Origin of the sequence: Pseudomonas aestuarii (genome assembly GCF_027988105.1) — a bacterium.
Lineage (GTDB): Bacteria > Pseudomonadota > Gammaproteobacteria > Pseudomonadales > Pseudomonadaceae > Aquipseudomonas > Aquipseudomonas aestuarii.
Window position 1 is genome coordinate 195,636 of record NZ_JAQJZJ010000008.1, and the last position, 16,227, is coordinate 211,862.

18 protein-coding genes are annotated in these 16,227 nt (G+C 67.1%); 8 read left to right on the plus strand and 10 right to left on the minus strand.

Annotated elements, in window-relative coordinates; genetic code table 11:
• Window positions 1–48: 48 nt before the first annotated feature.
• Both PH586_RS17320 and PH586_RS17325 read left to right on the plus strand, forming a co-directional pair.
• Entirely contained in the window at window positions 49–969 is a 921-nt protein-coding gene (locus tag PH586_RS17320) for a LysR family transcriptional regulator (protein WP_271349014.1), read from the plus strand.
• 107 nt (window positions 970–1,076) lie between these two features.
• Window positions 1,077–1,889, plus strand: coding sequence for a formate/nitrite transporter family protein (locus PH586_RS17325; RefSeq protein ID WP_271349015.1), 813 nt, complete (start codon window positions 1,077–1,079; stop codon window positions 1,887–1,889).
• Window positions 1,890–1,915: 26 nt separating this feature from the next.
• Here PH586_RS17325 and ispA read toward each other — a convergent pair whose 3' ends face one another.
• The 5 genes from ispA to PH586_RS17350 form a co-directional block, all read right to left on the minus strand.
• A complete protein-coding gene (gene ispA, locus PH586_RS17330; RefSeq protein ID WP_271349016.1) occupies window positions 1,916–2,803 on the minus strand; it encodes a (2E,6E)-farnesyl diphosphate synthase in 888 nt (295 codons plus the stop codon).
• Window positions 2,800–3,042 carry an exodeoxyribonuclease VII small subunit gene (locus PH586_RS17335; RefSeq protein ID WP_090503946.1) on the minus strand — a complete coding sequence of 81 codons (243 nt, stop codon included), beginning with the start codon at window positions 3,040–3,042 and terminating at the stop codon, window positions 2,800–2,802. Before PH586_RS17335 ends, ispA begins: the two co-directional genes overlap by 4 nt.
• 137 nt (window positions 3,043–3,179) lie before the next feature.
• Window positions 3,180–3,950, minus strand: coding sequence for a sulfite exporter TauE/SafE family protein (locus PH586_RS17340; RefSeq protein WP_271349017.1), 771 nt, complete (start codon window positions 3,948–3,950; stop codon window positions 3,180–3,182).
• 117 nt (window positions 3,951–4,067) lie between these two features.
• Window positions 4,068–4,595, minus strand: a complete 528-nt coding sequence (gene ppa, locus PH586_RS17345; RefSeq protein ID WP_238042629.1) for an inorganic diphosphatase — start codon at window positions 4,593–4,595, stop codon at window positions 4,068–4,070.
• Window positions 4,596–4,671: 76 nt separating this feature from the next.
• Window positions 4,672–5,511 carry a M90 family metallopeptidase gene (locus tag PH586_RS17350; protein WP_271349085.1) on the minus strand — a complete coding sequence of 280 codons (840 nt, stop codon included), beginning with the start codon at window positions 5,509–5,511 and terminating at the stop codon, window positions 4,672–4,674.
• A 121-nt stretch (window positions 5,512–5,632) separates the two neighbouring features.
• Between PH586_RS17350 and PH586_RS17355 the strand changes: the two genes are divergently transcribed.
• Entirely contained in the window at window positions 5,633–7,228 is a 1,596-nt protein-coding gene (locus tag PH586_RS17355; protein WP_271349018.1) for a protein kinase, read from the plus strand.
• A gap of 73 nt (window positions 7,229–7,301) precedes the next feature.
• Here PH586_RS17355 and PH586_RS17360 read toward each other — a convergent pair whose 3' ends face one another.
• The 3 genes from PH586_RS17360 to PH586_RS17370 all read right to left on the minus strand — a co-directional run bounded on the left by PH586_RS17360 (window position 7,302) and on the right by PH586_RS17370 (window position 10,157).
• Window positions 7,302–7,757 carry a GNAT family N-acetyltransferase gene (locus PH586_RS17360; RefSeq protein ID WP_271349019.1) on the minus strand — a complete coding sequence of 152 codons (456 nt, stop codon included), beginning with the start codon at window positions 7,755–7,757 and terminating at the stop codon, window positions 7,302–7,304.
• A 132-nt stretch (window positions 7,758–7,889) separates the two neighbouring features.
• Window positions 7,890–8,705, minus strand: coding sequence for an ethanolamine ammonia-lyase subunit EutC (gene eutC, locus PH586_RS17365; protein WP_271349020.1), 816 nt, complete (start codon window positions 8,703–8,705; stop codon window positions 7,890–7,892).
• Window positions 8,706–8,762: 57 nt separating this feature from the next.
• The gene (locus PH586_RS17370; protein ID WP_271349021.1) at window positions 8,763–10,157 is read right to left on the minus strand and encodes an ethanolamine ammonia-lyase subunit EutB; all 1,395 of its coding nucleotides are present in this window, start codon (window positions 10,155–10,157) and stop codon (window positions 8,763–8,765) included.
• 749 nt (window positions 10,158–10,906) lie between these two features.
• On the opposite strand from PH586_RS17370, the gene mpl reads away from it, so the two are divergent.
• The 3 genes from mpl to PH586_RS17385 all read left to right on the plus strand — a co-directional run bounded on the left by mpl (window position 10,907) and on the right by PH586_RS17385 (window position 13,236).
• The gene (gene mpl, locus PH586_RS17375) at window positions 10,907–12,256 is read left to right on the plus strand and encodes a UDP-N-acetylmuramate:L-alanyl-gamma-D-glutamyl-meso-diaminopimelate ligase (RefSeq protein ID WP_271349022.1); all 1,350 of its coding nucleotides are present in this window, start codon (window positions 10,907–10,909) and stop codon (window positions 12,254–12,256) included.
• Between the two features lie 61 nt (window positions 12,257–12,317).
• On the plus strand, window positions 12,318–12,947 hold the full coding sequence (gene ubiX / locus PH586_RS17380; RefSeq protein WP_271349023.1) for a flavin prenyltransferase UbiX: 630 nt from the start codon (window positions 12,318–12,320) through the stop codon (window positions 12,945–12,947).
• Window positions 12,940–13,236 carry a YceK/YidQ family lipoprotein gene (locus PH586_RS17385; protein ID WP_271349024.1) on the plus strand — a complete coding sequence of 99 codons (297 nt, stop codon included), beginning with the start codon at window positions 12,940–12,942 and terminating at the stop codon, window positions 13,234–13,236. The genes ubiX and PH586_RS17385 overlap by 8 nt, the downstream gene beginning before the upstream one ends.
• Before the next feature lie 96 nt (window positions 13,237–13,332).
• Here PH586_RS17385 and ribD read toward each other — a convergent pair whose 3' ends face one another.
• On the minus strand, window positions 13,333–14,445 hold the full coding sequence (ribD, locus tag PH586_RS17390) for a bifunctional diaminohydroxyphosphoribosylaminopyrimidine deaminase/5-amino-6-(5-phosphoribosylamino)uracil reductase RibD (protein ID WP_271349025.1): 1,113 nt from the start codon (window positions 14,443–14,445) through the stop codon (window positions 13,333–13,335).
• Window positions 14,442–14,912, minus strand: a complete 471-nt coding sequence (gene nrdR, locus PH586_RS17395) for a transcriptional regulator NrdR (protein ID WP_271349026.1) — start codon at window positions 14,910–14,912, stop codon at window positions 14,442–14,444. The genes ribD and nrdR overlap by 4 nt, the downstream gene beginning before the upstream one ends.
• A 148-nt stretch (window positions 14,913–15,060) precedes the next feature.
• Between nrdR and PH586_RS17400 the strand changes: the two genes are divergently transcribed.
• Window positions 15,061–15,504, plus strand: a complete 444-nt coding sequence (locus tag PH586_RS17400; protein WP_271349027.1) for a hypothetical protein — start codon at window positions 15,061–15,063, stop codon at window positions 15,502–15,504.
• A complete protein-coding gene (locus tag PH586_RS17405) occupies window positions 15,501–16,157 on the plus strand; it encodes a class I SAM-dependent methyltransferase (RefSeq protein WP_271349028.1) in 657 nt (218 codons plus the stop codon). The genes PH586_RS17400 and PH586_RS17405 overlap by 4 nt, the downstream gene beginning before the upstream one ends.
• The last annotated feature ends 70 nt before the right edge of the window (window positions 16,158–16,227 follow it).

Below are 16,227 nucleotides of genomic sequence, written 5' to 3' on the forward strand. Positions count from 1 at the left end.
ACCCGTTGCCTGCTAGGCTCAGGGTCACTGCTCAGAGCCGGAATAACCATGAATCAACCGCATGAATGGTCGACACTCAGTCGCCTCGATCTCAACCTGTTCCGCGTGTTCGAGGTGATCTACCGTGAGCGCAACCTGACCCGCAGCGCGGTGATCCTGCACCTCAGCCAGCCGGCGGTGAGCCACGCCCTGGCGCGCCTGCGCGCGCAGATCGGCGACCCGCTGTTCGTCCGCGACGGTCGCGGGGTGGCGCCGACGCCATTGGCCGAGCAACTGGCGCCGAGCATCCAGGAGGCCCTGAGCAACCTGCGCCGCAGCGTCAGCGGCGGGCAGGCCTTCGACCCGCAGCGCGACAAGCGCAGCTTCACCCTGAACATGGCCGAGCAGCTCGAGCCGCTGGTGCTGCCGGCGGTACTCACCCAGTTGCAGCGGGTCGCGCCGCAGGTGCAGGTGCGCAGCAGTTGCGTGCACTGGGCTGAACTGCAGCTGGAGCTGGCCGCCGGACGGGTCGACCTGGCCATCGAGATCGCCCGGCCGACGGACGCCGAGCTGCGCCAGCGGCAACTGTTGCGCGACCCGCTGTGCGTGATGGCTGGGCCGGCGTTCAGCGGCGAACTGACGACGCAGCGCTACCTGGACGCCGAGCACGTGGCGGTGACCTCACGCCGCCGCGGCATCTGCGTCGAGGACCTGGCGCTGGCCAACCTGGGCCTGGCCCGGCGCGTGCGCCAGCACTGTCAGCACTACCTGTCGGCGGCGCTGCTGGTGGCGCAAGGCGAACTGCTGCTGAGCATGCCCAGGCGCTATGCCGAACTGCTCAATCGCGGCCTGGGCAACCGCCTGCTGCCGATGCCGCTGGACCTGCCGCCGGTCACCCTCAACCTGTACTGGTCGCGCCACGCCGATGCCGAGGCGGGCAACCAGTGGCTGCGCGGCCAGTTGCTGGAGCTGGCGCGGTTGCAGTTCTGAGTGGGCCCTGGCGGCAGCCGCGCCTGCTTGGACTAGGCTGACTAGGCAGCCGTGCACACCTGCTCGTGCGCATTGGCGCTGCTCCCGCGTATGAGGCCAGATTGCCCATGGTTGACCGACACCTGTTCGGCGATGCCTATCAGCCCAGCCAGATTGCCCGGCGAGTCGAGGAAATGGGCGTGGCCAAGGCCCGCGCCGATACGCTGACGCTGTTCGTCCTCGCCGTGCTGGCCGGCGCTTTTATTGCCCTGGGCGCGCTGTTCTTCATGGTCGTCTCCACCGGCAGTACCCTGGGCTTTGGCGTGACCCGCCTGCTCGGCGGCCTGAGCTTTTGCCTCGGCCTGGTGCTGGTGGTGATCGGCGGCGCCGAGCTGTTCACCGGCAACAACCTGATGGCCATGGCCTGGGCCAGCCGCCTGATCAGTAGCGGCGAGGTCCTGCGCAACTGGACCCTGGTGTACCTGGGCAATGTGGTCGGCGGCCTGGGTATGGTGCTGCTGGTGTGCTGGGCCGATGTCGCCAGCCTGGACGGCGGCGGCCTCGGCGAGACGGCGCTGCGCATCGCCCACGCCAAGACCGAGCTGGGCCTGGGCGAGGCCTTTGCCCGCGGCATCCTGTGCAATGCCCTGGTGTGCCTGGGGGTATGGCTGGCGATGGGCGGGCACAGCGTCACCGACAAGATCCTGGGGATCATCTTTCCGATCAGCGCCTTCGTCGCCCTGGGCTTCGAGCACTCGATCGCCAACTGGTTCTTCCTGCCCTATGGGCTGGTGCTGGACGGCCAGGGGCTGGTGCCGGTCGAGGCCGCGTTGCGCAACCTGCTGGCGGTGACCGCCGGCAACATCGTTGGCGGCACGCTGCTGGTCGCCGGGGTCTACTGGCTGGCCTACCGGCGCGGCGTTCATGCTGGCGACGAGTAGACCGGCGCGGCTGGCGGCGGCAGGTCTTAGTTGCGCCGCTCGACGATATAGCGGGCCAGCTCGCGTAGCGGCTCGGCGCTCTGCCCGAACGGGCGCAGCGCATGCAGGGCCAGGTCGCGCAGTTCCAGGGCATAGGCCTTGGCAGCGTCGAGGCCAAGCAGCGCCGGGTAGGTCGGCTTGTGATTGGCCTCATCCTTGCCCTGGGTCTTGCCCAGGGTGACGGTGTCGCTTTCCACGTCGAGGATATCGTCCTGCACCTGGAACGCCAGGCCGATGGCCTGGGCATAACCCTGCAGGGCCTTGAGCGCGCGCGGGTCGGCGGCCCCGCTGGCCAGGGCTCCGAGGTGCACGCTGGCTTCGATCAGGGCGCCGGTCTTGTGCCGGTGCATGATTTCCAGTGCCGCCTGATCGAGCGCCTGGCCGACCGAGCCGAGGTCGATGGCCTGGCCGCCGACCATCCCCGCCGGGCCGGCCGCCCGGGTCAGGCTGACGAGCATTTCCAGGCGCAGCTCGGCGCTGTGCGGGTTGCGCTGGGCATCGGCGAGCACTTCGAAGGCCAGGCTCTGCAAGCCGTCACCCGCGAGGATGGCCACGGCTTCGTCGAAGGCCTTGTGCGTGGTCGGCTGGCCACGGCGCAGGTCGTCATCGTCCATCGCCGGCAGGTCATCGTGGACCAGCGAGTAGGCATGGATCAGCTCGACCGCGCAGGCCGCAGCATCGGCGCGCGCAGGCTCACCACCGAGGGCTTCGCAGGCGGCATAGACCAGCAGTGGACGCACCCGCTTACCGCCGTTGAACACGCTGTAGCGCATGGCCTGGTAAAGCCGCTGCAATTCAGCATGCGGGGCTGCGAACAGGCTTTCCAGAGCCGCATCGACACGGCGCTGGCACTGCGCCTGGTAGGCCTCGATCATGCTTGTCGATCCGCGTCGAAGGGAGCTTCCTCCAGCTCGCCGTCGCGCTCCATAAGGATTTGCACTTTCTGCTCGGCCTGAGCCAGGGCGGCCTGGCAGTCGCGGGTCAGACGGATGCCTTGCTCGAAGGCGGTCAGCGAGTCTTCCAGCGACAGCTCGCCGTTTTCCAGGCGCTCGACCAGATTCTGCAAGTCGGTGAGGGATTGCTCAAAGTCGAGTGAGGCTTTTTTACGGGCCATGGCGGGCATTCTCTGGCGGTGGCTCGGGCAGGAGTTGCAAGCGGCGCGACACTAGCAGAGCCGCGCCGCGCGGGCAAATCGACGGCGCTCGTACGGGGACGTTAGCCGGCGTGCACTGGGCCAGGCAGGCGCTGTCTTCAGCCGGCGAAATAGGTCACCCGGAAATAATAGAGCGTCATGCTGCCTCCGACCAGGATGACGAAAGAGCGCAGCAGCGCGGGCGGCAAGCGCTGGCCCAGGGCGCCGCCGGCATAGCCGCCGAATGTCGCGCCGACCAGCAGAATCGCCAGCTCGTACCAGCTGACCCGCCCGGCAATGATGAAGGTGGCCGTGGCGACGCTGTAGATCACCGCCGAAATCAGGTTCTTCAGCGCATTGGCGCGGCCCAGCGGATGGCCTTCAATGGAGAATGCCGCCAGTTGCAGGATGCCCATGCCGGCGCCGAAATAGCCGCCGTAGATCGACACGCCGATGTGCGCGGCGAGCGACAGTTTGCTGTGAGGCGGTTGTGCGGCTTCGGCGCGGCGCGCCGCCAGCCAGCGGCTGAGCCAGGGGCTGGCGGTGAACAGCGCGGTGGCGGCCAGTAGTAGCCAGGGGATCAGCTTGGCGAACACATCATCGCCGCCGGCCAGCAACGACAGGCCGCCGAGCAGGCCACCGCACAAGCCAGCGAGCAGCAAGGGCAGCAGATAGCGGCCCAGCGGGCGCAGCGAGGCCCGCGCCGCCCAGGCCCCGGCCAGGCTGGCCGGCCACAGCGCCACGGCATTGGTGGCGTTGGCCGTCACCGGCGGCAGGCCGGCTGCGAGCAAGGCCGGAAAAGAGAAAAAGGTACCGCCACCGGCCAGGGCATTCATGCCGCCGGCGGCGAAACCGGCGAGGATCAGCAGGAGGATGTCTGAATAGGGCATGGACCGTGCTCACGGCAAAAGGAGGCAGAGTACGACCATGGGCACATAGTCAGCCAGTGCTGATCTGCGGACGTAAAAAAGCCGGCTTGTGGCCGGCTTTCAGGGGGTGGTGTCAGCTTATTTTTGGTAAGCCGCCACTGCCTTGATGATTTCGGCGCGGGCTGCGTCGGCGTTGCCCCAGCCTTCTACCTTGACCCACTTGCCTTTCTCGAGGTCCTTGTAGTTCTCGAAGAAGTGCTTGATCTGCTCGAGCAGCAGCGCCGGCAGGTCGGTGTATTCCTTCACGTCCACGTACAGCTGGCTCAGCTTGTCGTGGGGGACGGCGATCAGCTTGGCGTCGCCGCCGGCTTCGTCGGTCATGTGCAGGACGCCAACCGGACGCGCGCGGATCACTGCGCCAGGTGCCACCGGGTACGGGGTCACGACCAGCACGTCGAGGGCGTCGCCGTCGTCGGCCAGGGTATTGGGGATGTAGCCGTAGTTGGCCGGATAGAACATCGGGGTGGCCATGAAGCGGTCGACGAACAGGCAATCGCTGTCCTTGTCGATTTCGTATTTGATCGGCGCGTGGTTGGCCGGGATTTCGATGGCGACGTAGATGTCGTTCGGTACGTCTAGACCGGCTGGAATCTTGCTGTAGCTCATGGAGTGACTCCCGGGGGGGGCTAAAAAAGTGGCGCGATTATAGGCGTATTCCCTGGCAGTTGCTATGCCGGGGGCTCTAGCCATTGGTCGTGTGGCGGCCTCCTTTGGGCCTAGTGCGATAGTCAGGATGCGCCGCCAGCAGGCGCTGCAGACGCACCAGCGGGTCTTGCCGGTAGAACAGCGCCAGCTGCGCATAGACCGCGGGAAAGGCGGCGGCGAGCAGATCCGGGGCGCTGAAGAAGTACTCGCTGGTTACCGCGAAGAATTCCGCCGGGTTTTCCGCGGCATAGGCATCGATGGCGGGTTTGCCGTGCGGATCGGCGTCGAGCTGGGCGTTCAGGGCGTCATAGGCACTTTGCATGGCGCTGGCCCAGTCGCCGATGCGCATGCTGCCGTGCAGCGGCGGCAGGCCGTTGGCGGCGCCATTGAGCATGTCCAGCTTGTGCGCCAGTTCGTGTATCACCAGGTTGTAGCCGCCCCAGCCGCCACCGTTCTGCACACCAGGCCAGGCGAGGATTACCGGCCCCTGTAGCCAGGCTTCACCGCTGTGCACGCCGTTCCACTCATGGACCACGCCGCTGGCGTCGCGGTGGCGTTGCGGGCTGACGAAGTCGTCGGGGTAGAGGACGATCTCGTGGAAGCCCTGGTACCAGTTGAGGTCGGCCAGGTGCAGCAGCGGCAGTTCGGCCTGGGCCGCCAAGGTCAGGCGGTCGGTGGCATCCAGCTCGACCCCGGGCAGCGCGCTCAGGTGCTTGTCGTGCAGGAACAGTAGGGCACGCTCGGCCAGGCGCTGTTGCTCGCTGTCGCTCAGGCCGTCGAGCAGCGGCAGGCGCTGGCGCACGGCAGCCCAGGTCGCGGGGGATATTGGATGGCGGGCAAGGATGCGCCGGCGGCGCCAGGCGCAGAACGACCACATGGGGACAGGCTCGGGTTGCATGGCTGCTCACCATAAGCGGCGCCTATGCGTGCGGCAAGCTGCAGCAAAGCGGCATAAAGGCTGCAATGTATTTTGCAGTGGTGCGTGGGGAGGGCCGCTAATGTCGATAGAACGCATGGATCACCCTGCCGTCAGCCTGGTGCTGGGCGGCGGTATAGACCTGCCGCGCCAGGCGGCACGGGCGCGCGCGACCTGGCTGCCCGGGCGCCAGGGACGGCCGCCAATGTTGCTGGTGGCCTTGCTGTGGGCGCGTGAATGCCCCGATGTGGTGCAACAACTGGCGGGGTATCTGGATGCGCTGTTCGCCGACTATCGCTGCACGCCCGCGGGCTGGAGCGAGGCGCAGGCGGCGCGGCAGGTGTTGGCGGCGCTCAATCAGCAGCTGTTCCGCAGCCGGCAGGCGGGGCGCCGCGTGCCGCAACTGGATGCCGGCGTGCTGTTGTTGCAGGAGGGCGATGCGCAGTACCTGCAGGCCGGCGCGGTTGGTCTGCTGCGCTACAAGGGCGGGTCGCTGCAGAGTCTGCCGGGCCGCGAGGACATGCAGCTGGGCATGCAGGCCGAGCTGGCGCTGGTGCAGCACAGCATGCCGTTGAGTGCGGGCGAGGCGCTGTTGCTGGCGCCGCAACCGCTGCTCGACGTGGCCGATCTGGACAGCTTCCGCGCCGGCTGCGCGGCGCTTGCCGTGGAGAGCCTGTCGGGGGTGCTGGCGCCCTTGCTCCAGGCGCCGGGCGCCGCCGTGCTGCTGCTACCGGGGACCGCCGCAAGCCTGCCGCCAGCGACGCCACGCGAGCAGTGGCCAGCCCTGCGTGAGGCCGCGACGGGCAGCCTGGTGGATGGCTGGACACTGCTTGGCGAGTGCCCGTTCGGCCCAGCCGGCCGATTGTTCCAGGCGCGCGACGAAAGCGGCCGCGAGGCCTTGCTGTGGCTGGCCACGGAGGCGGCCGACGAGGTTTTCTGGCAGCGCGAATGGGCCTTGCGCCGTAGCCCGGTGGCCAGCTTGCCGCGGGTGCTGTCGTCGCATCGGCCGCGGCAGCAGGCCTTCATGTTGTTCGAACTGCCGGGGCCGGGGATGCGCAGCCTGGTCGATTGGGCCGCGAGCCATGGACCGGTGGATGGATCGACCCTGCTGGCCCTGCTCGATCAGGCGATTGCGGCCGTGCGCGCCCTGCAGCGCCGCGGCATGCAGGGGCTGTGGCTGGATCCGCGCAATATCCTCATCGGCCAGGGAGGACGGCTGTTGTTGCTGCCGGAATATGCCGCGCTATTGCCGGGCGTGCCCCGTCAGCAACTGCCCGCCGAGGCGATCCCGCTGGCGCCGGAGGTGCGTGGCGAACAACGGGTGGATGGACGTGCCGATCAGTTCGCCCTGGCGGCACTGGCCTATTGGTTGCTCTGCGGGCAATGGCCGGAAAGCGCTTGCCCGGAAGGTGGGGCGGCGAGCCGTTACCTGCCGCTGGCCAGCTTCACCACGCACTTGCCGGCGGGTTGGGACGGCGTGTTGGCGCGGGCCTTGGCACCCCTGCCGGCCGCGCGGTTCGAGGCGCTGTCGGAGTTTCGCCAGGCGTTGCAGGAGCCATTGACGCATCCACCGCTCCCGGTTCGGCTCAAGCTGCGCGCACAACCCTGGCGGCTGGCACTGCTCGGCGCCTTGGTGATTCAGCTGGGGTTCGGTTTATGGCTTAGCCTGCTGGGCTAGGCGAACGCGCGCCAGCGCTGGCCTCACCCCAGCGGCCGGGCTGGCTTGCTGGGGTGCGTCGGCGCGGCCCCGGTCAATCGACGTTGATGGGCAGCACGTAGTTCTTGAACTGCTCGTCTTCGACGAAGCCGATCGACTCATAGACCTTCTGCGCCACGTCGTTATCGCGGCTGGTGGCAACGCGCATGCGCACGGCGTTGGTTTCCTTGGCCATTTTCTTCGCGGTTTGCAGCAGGCGGTCGGCCACCAACTGGCGCCGCGCGTCTTCGGCGACGTAGATGTCGTTGAGGATCCACACGCGCTTGAGCGACAGCGAGGAATAGCTCGGATAGAGCTGGCAGAACCCCAGCAGCTTGTCCTCATCGTCGGCCAGAGCCAGGTAGATCACCGATTCCTTGCGGCGCAAACGGGTTTCCAGGAACTTGCGCGAGGAGTCGGGAAAAGGCAGTTCACCATAGAACTCACGGTATTTGACGAACAGCGGGGTCAGCAGATCCAGATGCTCCAGGGTAGCAGGGACGATACGCATGGCGAGCCTCGGTATTGGTGATGGGCTGGGCTGGCAGTGCATGAGCCATGCCAGTTAACACCGCGATGCTGCCTAATGCTTTTGGAAAGCGCAATCCAAGCAAGCGTTTGATCTGGTCTCGCTGGCGAAAAACTAGCGCAGCAGGAAATTACCCATGCCGGCAGGTGTGGCTTCCAGGCACGGCACTTGTGCCTCGTCCTTCAGGTTGACCCCGGACAACTGGCGCCGACAGGCCTCGCGCATCAGGTACAGCAGGCGATGGGCGGCCATGCCATAACTCTGGCCCTCCAGCCGCACGTTGGAGATGCAGTTGCGGTAGGCATCGGTGAGGCCGACGCGAGGCGCATAGGTGAAGTACAGGCCGAGGCTGTCCGGCGAACTGAGACCCGGGCGTTCGCCGATCAGAATCACCACCATCTTGGCATTGAGCCGCTCGGCGACTTCGTCGGCCACGGCCACGCGGCCCTGGGCCACCAGGGCCACCGGCGACAGCGACCAGCCTTCGGCGTTCGCCAGCTCTTCCATGCGCGCGAGAAACGGCAGCGCATGCCGATGCACGGCGAGCGCCGACAGGCCGTCCGCCACCACGACCGCCAGGTCCACGCCACCGGGGTTGGCCTGGCCGTAGTCGTGTAGATGGCGGATCGAGGCCTCATTCAGGCGGCGCCCCAGGTCGGGGCGTTGCAGGTAGGTATCGCGATCCGCCGCGGCACTGTGCAGCAGCAAGCTGGCGCGGCCGCGGTCCGCCAGGCCGGCGCTGAGGGCGGCATGGTCGAATGGCAGGTGCACCGCGTCACGCGCCTGGGCGTGGGCATACTGGAAGTCCAGCAGGGCCGTGGTGGGCAGGCTGGTGCCGGCGCGACCGAGGGCGATGCGCGCCGGCGTCAGGCGGCGCAACTCCTGCCAGGGATTCTCGGTGGTGGCGGAAACGGGCAGCTCTGGTTGCATGGTGATTCCTCGATCGCTGCTGGCGAGCGGGCCAGGCCAGCCTCTGCGGGGGCGCTGTCAGCCCAGTGGGGCCAGGGCCCGGCGGAATGCCGGGGGTAGGTTGTCGCCAAAGCGCACGCGCCCGTCCGCCTGGGTGAAGATGCCCATGCGCTGCAACCAGGCTTCGAACTCCGGCGCCGGCTTCAGCCCCTGGCTCTGGCGCACGTAGAGGGCGTCGTGGAACGAGGTGGTCTGGTAGTTGAGCATGATGTCATCGGAGCCGGGAATGCCCATGATGAAGTTGATCCCGGCCACGCCAAACAGGGTCAGGAGCGTGTCCATGTCGTCCTGGTCGGCCTCGGCGTGGTTGGTGTAACAGACGTCGCAGCCCATCGGCAGGCCAAGCAGCTTGCCGCAGAAGTGATCTTCCAGCCCGGCGCGGATGATCTGCTTGCCGTTGTACAGGTATTCCGGACCGATAAAACCGACCACGGTGTTGACCAGAAACGGCTTGAAATGCCGGGCCACCGCATAGGCGCGGGTTTCGCAGGTCTGCTGGTCGAGGCCGTGGTGGGCGTTGGCCGAGAGTGCGCTGCCCTGGCCGGTTTCGAAGTACATCAGGTTGTTGCCGAGGGTGCCGCGCTTGAGCGACAGCCCGGCCTCGTAGCCTTCCTGGAGCACCTGCAGGTTGACGCCGAAGCTGGCGTTGGCCGCTTCGGTGCCGGCGATCGACTGGAACACCAGGTCCAGCGGCACGCCGCGGTTGATCGCCTCGATCGAGCTGGTGACGTGGGTCAGCACGCAGGCCTGGGTGGGGATCTCGTAGCGCTGGATGATGCCATCGAGCATTATCAGCATCTCGCAGAGGCTCACGACGCTGTCGGTGGCCGGGTTGATGCCGAGCATGGCATCGCCGTTGCCATACAGCAGACCGTCGAGAATGCTCGCGGCGATGCCCGACGGCTCATCGGTCGGATGATTGGGCTGCAGGCGGGTGGACATGCGCCCGCGCAGGCCGACGGTGTTGCGAAAGCGGGTGACCACGCGGATCTTCTGGGCCACCAGGATCAGGTCCTGCACGCGCATCAGTTTCGACACGGCGGCGGCCATTTCCGGGGTCAGGCCGGGGGCCAGGGCACGCAGCGAGGTTTCAGTGGCCTGGTCGCTGAGCAACCAGTCGCGCAGGCCGCCGACGGTCAGGTGGCTGACTGCGGCGAAGGCCGGGCGGTCGTGGCTGTCGATGATCAGCCGGGTGACTTCATCCGCTTCATAGGGGATCAGCGCCTCGTCGAGGAAATGCGCGAGGGGAATGTCGGCCAGGGTCATCTGCGCGGCCACCCGCTCACCGTCACTGGCGGCGGCGACGCCCGCCAGGTAGTCGCCGGAGCGCGCCGGACTGGCCTTGGCCATGACTTCCCCGAGGCTGTCGAACCGGTAGGTTTCACCACCCACCGAATGGAAAAAACGGGCCATGCGTTAGCTACTCCTGAAACGGCTCGTTATCGCAAAACGGGCAACAGCGCAGGGTGTTGTCGCCCATGCGCTTGCCTGCACTCAAATGCAGCCTCTGGCGCACCTGAGCGCGCCAGAGGTGCAGCTTAAACCCCGGTCAGCCTGGCGTCAGCCGGCGCGTCGCAGTGCTGCCGCTGCGTCAGCAGGACCTAGATGAAGCCCAGGCTGACGGCGATCCCCATGAATGCAGAGTGCCGAGTGCAGGCTTGAGAGTTGATCTGCTCAAAAGACTTGTGGATGTACGCAACCCCCATGCCAGCGGCCAGTTCGTGCGCCCCTATTACCGCCTCAAACGGCCAGGTGCTGGAGGGCTGTGCTCGCCAGGCGCTGCTGGGCGACCGCAGGCCGGGCAATGGGCATCCGCCGCGGCCTCCTATAGTGCAAGCTGCGCAAGCCTGCCATCCGCTCGCGGGGCTGAGTCGCGGCCTGCCCGCCTCCTGCGGTGCGGCCGGCGGATCGGCGCGACCTTTTTCGAGCGGCTGCGGTCGAATCGCCGCGGCTGAGGGACCGGCCGTGCAAGAGGCTGCTGTGCTAACCTGCGCCGAGTTTGCCGGGGCCTCGTGTTCGTTCCGAGTAGCCCCCTGGTGGGTGTTACAGGCGCGGCGGCGGCCGCGAAACTCGCGGATCCATCCACACCCTACGGACTCGTCATGCACTGCTGCGATACGGCCTTCCTGACGGCCTAAATTCGTTGGTTTTCGAGGTTTTCCATGCATATCCATATTCTCGGCATCTGCGGCACCTTCATGGGCTCGCTGGCCGTGCTGGCCAAGGAACTGGGCCATCGCGTCACCGGCTCCGACGCCAATGTCTACCCGCCGATGAGCACCCAGCTCGAAGCCCAGGGCATCGAGCTGACCCAGGGCTACGATGCCGCGCAACTCGCTCCGGCGCCGGATCTGGTGGTGATCGGCAACGCCCTGTCGCGCGGCAATCCGGCGGTCGAGTACGTGCTCAACCAGGGCCTGCCCTACGTCAGCGGCCCGCAATGGCTGGCCGACCATGTGCTGCAAGGGCGCTGGGTACTGGCGGTGGCCGGCACCCATGGCAAGACCAGCAGCAGCAGCATGCTGGCCTGGGTGCTGGAGCATGCCGGCATGAGCCCGGGTTTCCTGATTGGCGGGGTGCCGCAGAATTTCGGCATTTCCGCGCGCCTGGGCGGCACGCCGTTCTTCGTGGTCGAGGCCGACGAGTACGACAGTGCCTTCTTCGACAAGCGCAGCAAGTTCGTCCACTACCGCCCGCGCACCGCGATCCTCAATAACCTGGAGTTCGATCACGCGGACATCTTCCCGGACCTGGCGGCCATCGAGCGGCAATTTCACCACTTGGTGCGGACCATTCCCGGTGACGGCCTGATCATCCACCCGGCGGCCGAAGCGGCGCTGCAACGGGTGATCGAGATGGGCTGCTGGACCCCGGTGCAGACCACAGGCGAAGGCGGCCAGTGGCAGGCCCGCTTGCTCAGCGCCGATGGCGCGCGTTTCGAGGTGTGGTTCGACGGCCGGCCCCAGGGCGTGGTCGACTGGTCGCTGACCGGCCAGCACAACGTGGCCAATGCCCTGGCGGTACTGGCGGCGGCGCGGCATGTCGGCGTGGTGGCGGAACTCGGCATCGCCGCGCTGTGCAGCTTTATCAATGCCAAGCGGCGGATGGAGAAGGTTGCCGAGGTCAATGGCGTGACCATCTTCGACGACTTTGCCCACCACCCGACGGCGATTGCCACCACCCTCGACGGCCTGCGCAAGAGCATCGGCAATGCCAAGCTGATCGCGGTGATCGAGCCACGCTCCAACTCGATGAAGCTCGGCGCCCACCGCGACGGCTTGCCGGGTTCGGTGGTTCAGGCCGATTCGGTGTACTGGTACGCACCGGCCAACCTCGGCTGGGACCTGGCCGCGAGTGTGGCTGCATCCAGCGTGCCGACCCAGGTCTGTGCTTCCCTGGAGGCGATCATCGAAGGGGTCAAGGCCGAAGCCGCGCCGGGCACCCAGGTGGTGGTGATGAGCAACGGCGGTTTCGGCGGCTTGCACGGCAAGCTGGCCGCGGCATTGAAGTAGGGCGGGTGCAACCCGCCATTGACCATGAACCGGCGGGTTGCACCCGCCCTACGGAGTTCGCATGAGCGGTCCGGAACGCATTACTTTGGCCATGACCGGTGCCTCCGGCGCCCAGTACGGCCTGCGCCTGCTCGACTGCCTGGTGCAGGAAGATCGCGAGGTGCATTTCCTGATTTCCAAGGCCGCGCAACTGGTACTGGCCACCGAAACGGACGTGACCCTGCCAGCCAAAGCCCAGGCCATGCAGGCATTCTTGAGTGAATACACCGGCGCGGCGCCGGGGCAGATTCGCGTCTACGGCAAGGAAGACTGGATGGCCCCGGCGGCCTCAGGTTCGGGTGCGCCGAGCGCCATGGTGGTGGTGCCCTGCTCGACCGGCACCCTGTCGGCGATTGCCAGCGGCGCCTGCAACAACCTGATCGAGCGCGCCGCCGATGTGGTGCTCAAGGAGCGTCGTCAGTTGATCCTGGTGCCGCGCGAGGCGCCGTTCTCCAGCATCCACCTGGAGAACATGCTCAAGTTGTCGAACCTGGGCGCGGTGATCCTGCCGGCGGCGCCGGGCTTCTATCATCAGCCGCAGACCATCGATGACCTGATCGACTTCGTCGTCGCGCGCATCCTCAACTGCCTGGGCGTGCCTCAGGACATGTTGCCGCGCTGGGGCGAACAGCATCGGGGCTCGGATGAGTAACAACAGCCTGCGGGCGGCGTGCCTGCTGCTCATCCTGTCGAGCAGTGGCTGCGCCACGCTGCGCACCCTGGATGCGGCCAAGCCGGGCGCGCCGGTTATCTATGCCGGCAGCCGCTTGGACCTGTACGCGCTGAACAACGGATGCTGCGCACAAGCGCGGTTCGGCGCCGAAGCGCCGACATACCCCGGCGTCGATCTGCCCGCCAGTGCCCTGCTCGACACGCTATTGCTGCCGCTCTCGCTGGCGCGCGAATTGGGTGTGAACCTGGGCATCAGCGGCGGACTTTGATTCGATGCGGCGTCCGTTCTGCGGGCAAACTTGCAGGGCGGGCTCGCGTTGCCAGGCACGGATCAACCATCCGCGATGCAACGGCGCCCGACCGCGTTATTCGCCCTGCGGCAGCGCGATGATCCGCCAGTCATCACCGACTGCGCGGATCTCGACGATCTTCAGCGCCTGCGCCTCGGCCATGCGCGCTAACGGCAAGTCGAGCAGCGGCCGCGCACTGGAGCCGAGAAACTTCGGTGCAACGAACAATTGATACTCATCGACCAGGCCTTCGCGAGCGAATGCACCGGCCAGACGCGGACCGGCTTCGACCAGGACCTCATTGGCCCCGCGCCCGGCCAACTCGGCCAGCAGCTTGTGCAGGTCGACATGGCCGCTACTGCCCGGCACGGCCAACAGTTCGTGACCGGCGTCCAGGTAGCGCTCACGCGCCATTGCCGCCGCGCAGGTCGCCACCAGGGTCGCGCCGGCCTGAAAGAAAGGCACATCCAGCGGCACCCGCAGCCGGCCATCGATCAGCACCCGCAGCGGTGGCCGGGTCGCCGCCAGTGCCGTCAGCTCGGCATCCAGGCCCAGTTCATCGGGGCGCACGGTCAGGCGGGCGTGGTCCGCCAGCACGGTGTCGGCGCCGCTCAGCACCACGCTGGCACTGGCACGCAAGCGCTGCACCGCGGCGCGGGCTGCCGGCCCGGTAATCCACTGGCTCTCGCCGCTGGCCATGGCGGTGCGGCCGTCCAGGCTCATCGCCAACTTGACCCGCACGAAGGGCAAGCCCTGCTCCATGCGCTTGATGAAACCGGCGTTGAGCGTCCGCGCCTCGGCTTCCAGCACGCCGCTGCTTACTTCAATGCCGGCCTGCACCAGGCGCGCCAGGCCATTGCCGGCGACCTGCGGATTGGGATCCTGCATGGCCACCACCACCCGCGCGACCCCAGCGGCGACCAGCGCATCGGCGCACGGCGGGGTGCGGCCATGATGGCTGCAGGGCTCCAGGGTCACATAGGCGGTGGCGCCACGCGCCTGCGCGCCGGCCTGGCGTAGCGCATGCACCTCGGCGTGCGGTTCGCCGGCACGTACATGCCAGCCTTCGCCGACAACCTGCCCGTCACGGGCGATGACGCAGCCGACACGCGGATTCGGGTGGGTGGAATACCGGCCTTTGCGGGCCAGCTCCAGGGCGCGGGCCATGCAGGCATGATCGAAGCTCATCGTTGCTCTTTCGAGGGTTCGCGAGACAGCCGGTCGATTTCCTCGCGGAATTCGTTGAGGTCCTGAAAGCGCCGGTATACCGAGGCGAAGCGGATGTAGGCGACCTCATCGAGCTTTTGCAGTTCGCTCATTACCAACTCGCCGAGCACCAGCGACTTGATCTCGCGCTCACCGGTCGCACGCAGCTGGTGCTTGATATGGGCAATGGCCGCCTCCAGCCGTTCGATGCTGACCGGGCGCTTCTCCAGGGCGCGCTGCATGCCGGCACGCAGTTTGTCCTCGTCGAATGGCTGGCGGCTGCCGTCCTGCTTGATCAGCCGCGGCATCACCAGCTCGGCGGTTTCGAAGGTGGTGAAACGCTCTTCGCAGGCCAGGCATTCGCGCCGACGACGCACTTGCCCGCCCTCGGCGACCAGGCGCGAATCGATAACCTTGGTGTCGTTGGCACCGCAGAAGGGACAGTGCATAGGAGGGCAGCCGCCTTGAACAGGAAAGCGCCATGGTAGCGCATCCCGCGGGCAAGACAAGCCGAGGACTTTACGGTATACAAGCGCGCGCTCGACTACCTTTCAGGCACAGCGTTTCTTTCAGGCATCCCCCTAGATGATCATTGTCATGCGACTGCTCGCTCCGTTTACCCTGGCCAGCCTGCTTGCGGCCTGCGCCGGCGAACCGTCCGTGCCGCCCCAGCCGCCGGCCACGTCGGCGCCTGCCACAAGCATGGGTGCGGCGTCTGCGCCGCTGCCGGCCCACCTGCGTGAACTCAGCGGCAGCCTGCTCGGCGTGCCCAACGCTAGCGAAGTCGAACTGGCCCTGCTGCTGATCGACGCGCGTGGCTTGCCCCAGGGCCTGCTGAGCAATATTCAACTGACCGGCAACGGCGCGGCCCTGCCCTTTCGCCTGCCCTTCAACCCCCAGGCCTTCATCCCCGGCACTCGGGTCGAGCTGCGCGGGCGGGTCAATCAGGCCGGCCGCCTGATCCTGCGCCTGCCGCCCCAGGCGATTGAGCACAACGACAGCCAGCAGCTCGGCGAGTTACGCCTGGAGCCTGCGCCATGAGCACAACCGCTGCCCTGCACACGGCGCTGAGCGAGCTGCTCGGCGACGCCAGGCTGGTGGCCGAGCACTTGCCCGGCACCGCGCTGAAACTCTGGCTGATCGATGCCGCCAATATGGCGCGCGCCTTCAACCCGGAGGAAACCCGGCGGATTCTCGAGGAGCCACCCTACTGGTGTTTCTGCTGGGCCAGCGGCCTGGTGCTGGCGCGCTGGCTGGCCGAACACCCGGAGTGGGTGCGTGGCAAGCGCGTGCTGGATTTCGGCGCCGGTTCCGGCGTCGCGGCCATTGCCGCGGTCAAGGCTGGCGCCCGCGAAGTGGTGGCCTGCGACCTCGACCCCCTGGCCCTGGCGGCCTGCCGGGCCAATGCCGCACTCAACGAGGTGGAACTGGGCTACTCGGCGGACTTCTTCCAGGAAGCCGACCGCTTCGACCTGATCCTGGTCGCCGACGTGCTCTACGACCGCGCCAACCTGCCGCTGCTCGACCAGTTCCTCAGCCGCGGCCGCCAGGTGCTGGTCGCCGATTCACGGGTGCGCGACTTCCAGCATCCGCTGTACCAGCGCCTCGGCGTGATGCAGGCCTGCACCTGGCCGGATCTGGCCGAACCGGACGAATTTCGCCAGGTCAGCCTCTACCATGCACAACGTCACTGATGCCTGCCTTGTTTCCACACGGCGGCGCCCACATTTATAGTGTTTAGCACTTTCGCCCAGCGAGACCGAC

What these genes read in the sequence shown, in the direction of transcription:
- PH586_RS17320 (WP_271349014.1), top strand. Translation starts at nt 49, where the DNA reads ATGAATCAACCGCATGAATGGTCGACACTCAGTCGCCTCGATCTCAAC.
- PH586_RS17325 (WP_271349015.1), top strand. Translation starts at nt 1,077, where the DNA reads ATGGTTGACCGACACCTGTTCGGCGATGCCTATCAGCCCAGCCAGATT.
- ispA (WP_271349016.1), bottom strand. Translation starts at nt 2,803, where the DNA reads ATGATCGAGGCCTACCAGGCGCAGTGCCAGCGCCGTGTCGATGCGGCT.
- PH586_RS17335 (WP_090503946.1), bottom strand. Translation starts at nt 3,042, where the DNA reads ATGGCCCGTAAAAAAGCCTCACTCGACTTTGAGCAATCCCTCACCGAC.
- PH586_RS17340 (WP_271349017.1), bottom strand. Translation starts at nt 3,950, where the DNA reads ATGCCCTATTCAGACATCCTCCTGCTGATCCTCGCCGGTTTCGCCGCC.
- ppa (WP_238042629.1), bottom strand. Translation starts at nt 4,595, where the DNA reads ATGAGCTACAGCAAGATTCCAGCCGGTCTAGACGTACCGAACGACATC.
- PH586_RS17350 (WP_271349085.1), bottom strand. Translation starts at nt 5,511, where the DNA reads ATGTGGTCGTTCTGCGCCTGGCGCCGCCGGCGCATCCTTGCCCGCCAT.
- PH586_RS17355 (WP_271349018.1), top strand. Translation starts at nt 5,633, where the DNA reads ATGTCGATAGAACGCATGGATCACCCTGCCGTCAGCCTGGTGCTGGGC.
- PH586_RS17360 (WP_271349019.1), bottom strand. Translation starts at nt 7,757, where the DNA reads ATGCGTATCGTCCCTGCTACCCTGGAGCATCTGGATCTGCTGACCCCG.
- eutC (WP_271349020.1), bottom strand. Translation starts at nt 8,705, where the DNA reads ATGCAACCAGAGCTGCCCGTTTCCGCCACCACCGAGAATCCCTGGCAG.
- PH586_RS17370 (WP_271349021.1), bottom strand. Translation starts at nt 10,157, where the DNA reads ATGGCCCGTTTTTTCCATTCGGTGGGTGGTGAAACCTACCGGTTCGAC.
- mpl (WP_271349022.1), top strand. Translation starts at nt 10,907, where the DNA reads ATGCATATCCATATTCTCGGCATCTGCGGCACCTTCATGGGCTCGCTG.
- ubiX (WP_271349023.1), top strand. Translation starts at nt 12,318, where the DNA reads ATGAGCGGTCCGGAACGCATTACTTTGGCCATGACCGGTGCCTCCGGC.
- PH586_RS17385 (WP_271349024.1), top strand. Translation starts at nt 12,940, where the DNA reads ATGAGTAACAACAGCCTGCGGGCGGCGTGCCTGCTGCTCATCCTGTCG.
- ribD (WP_271349025.1), bottom strand. Translation starts at nt 14,445, where the DNA reads ATGAGCTTCGATCATGCCTGCATGGCCCGCGCCCTGGAGCTGGCCCGC.
- nrdR (WP_271349026.1), bottom strand. Translation starts at nt 14,912, where the DNA reads ATGCACTGTCCCTTCTGCGGTGCCAACGACACCAAGGTTATCGATTCG.
- PH586_RS17400 (WP_271349027.1), top strand. Translation starts at nt 15,061, where the DNA reads ATGCGACTGCTCGCTCCGTTTACCCTGGCCAGCCTGCTTGCGGCCTGC.
- PH586_RS17405 (WP_271349028.1), top strand. Translation starts at nt 15,501, where the DNA reads ATGAGCACAACCGCTGCCCTGCACACGGCGCTGAGCGAGCTGCTCGGC.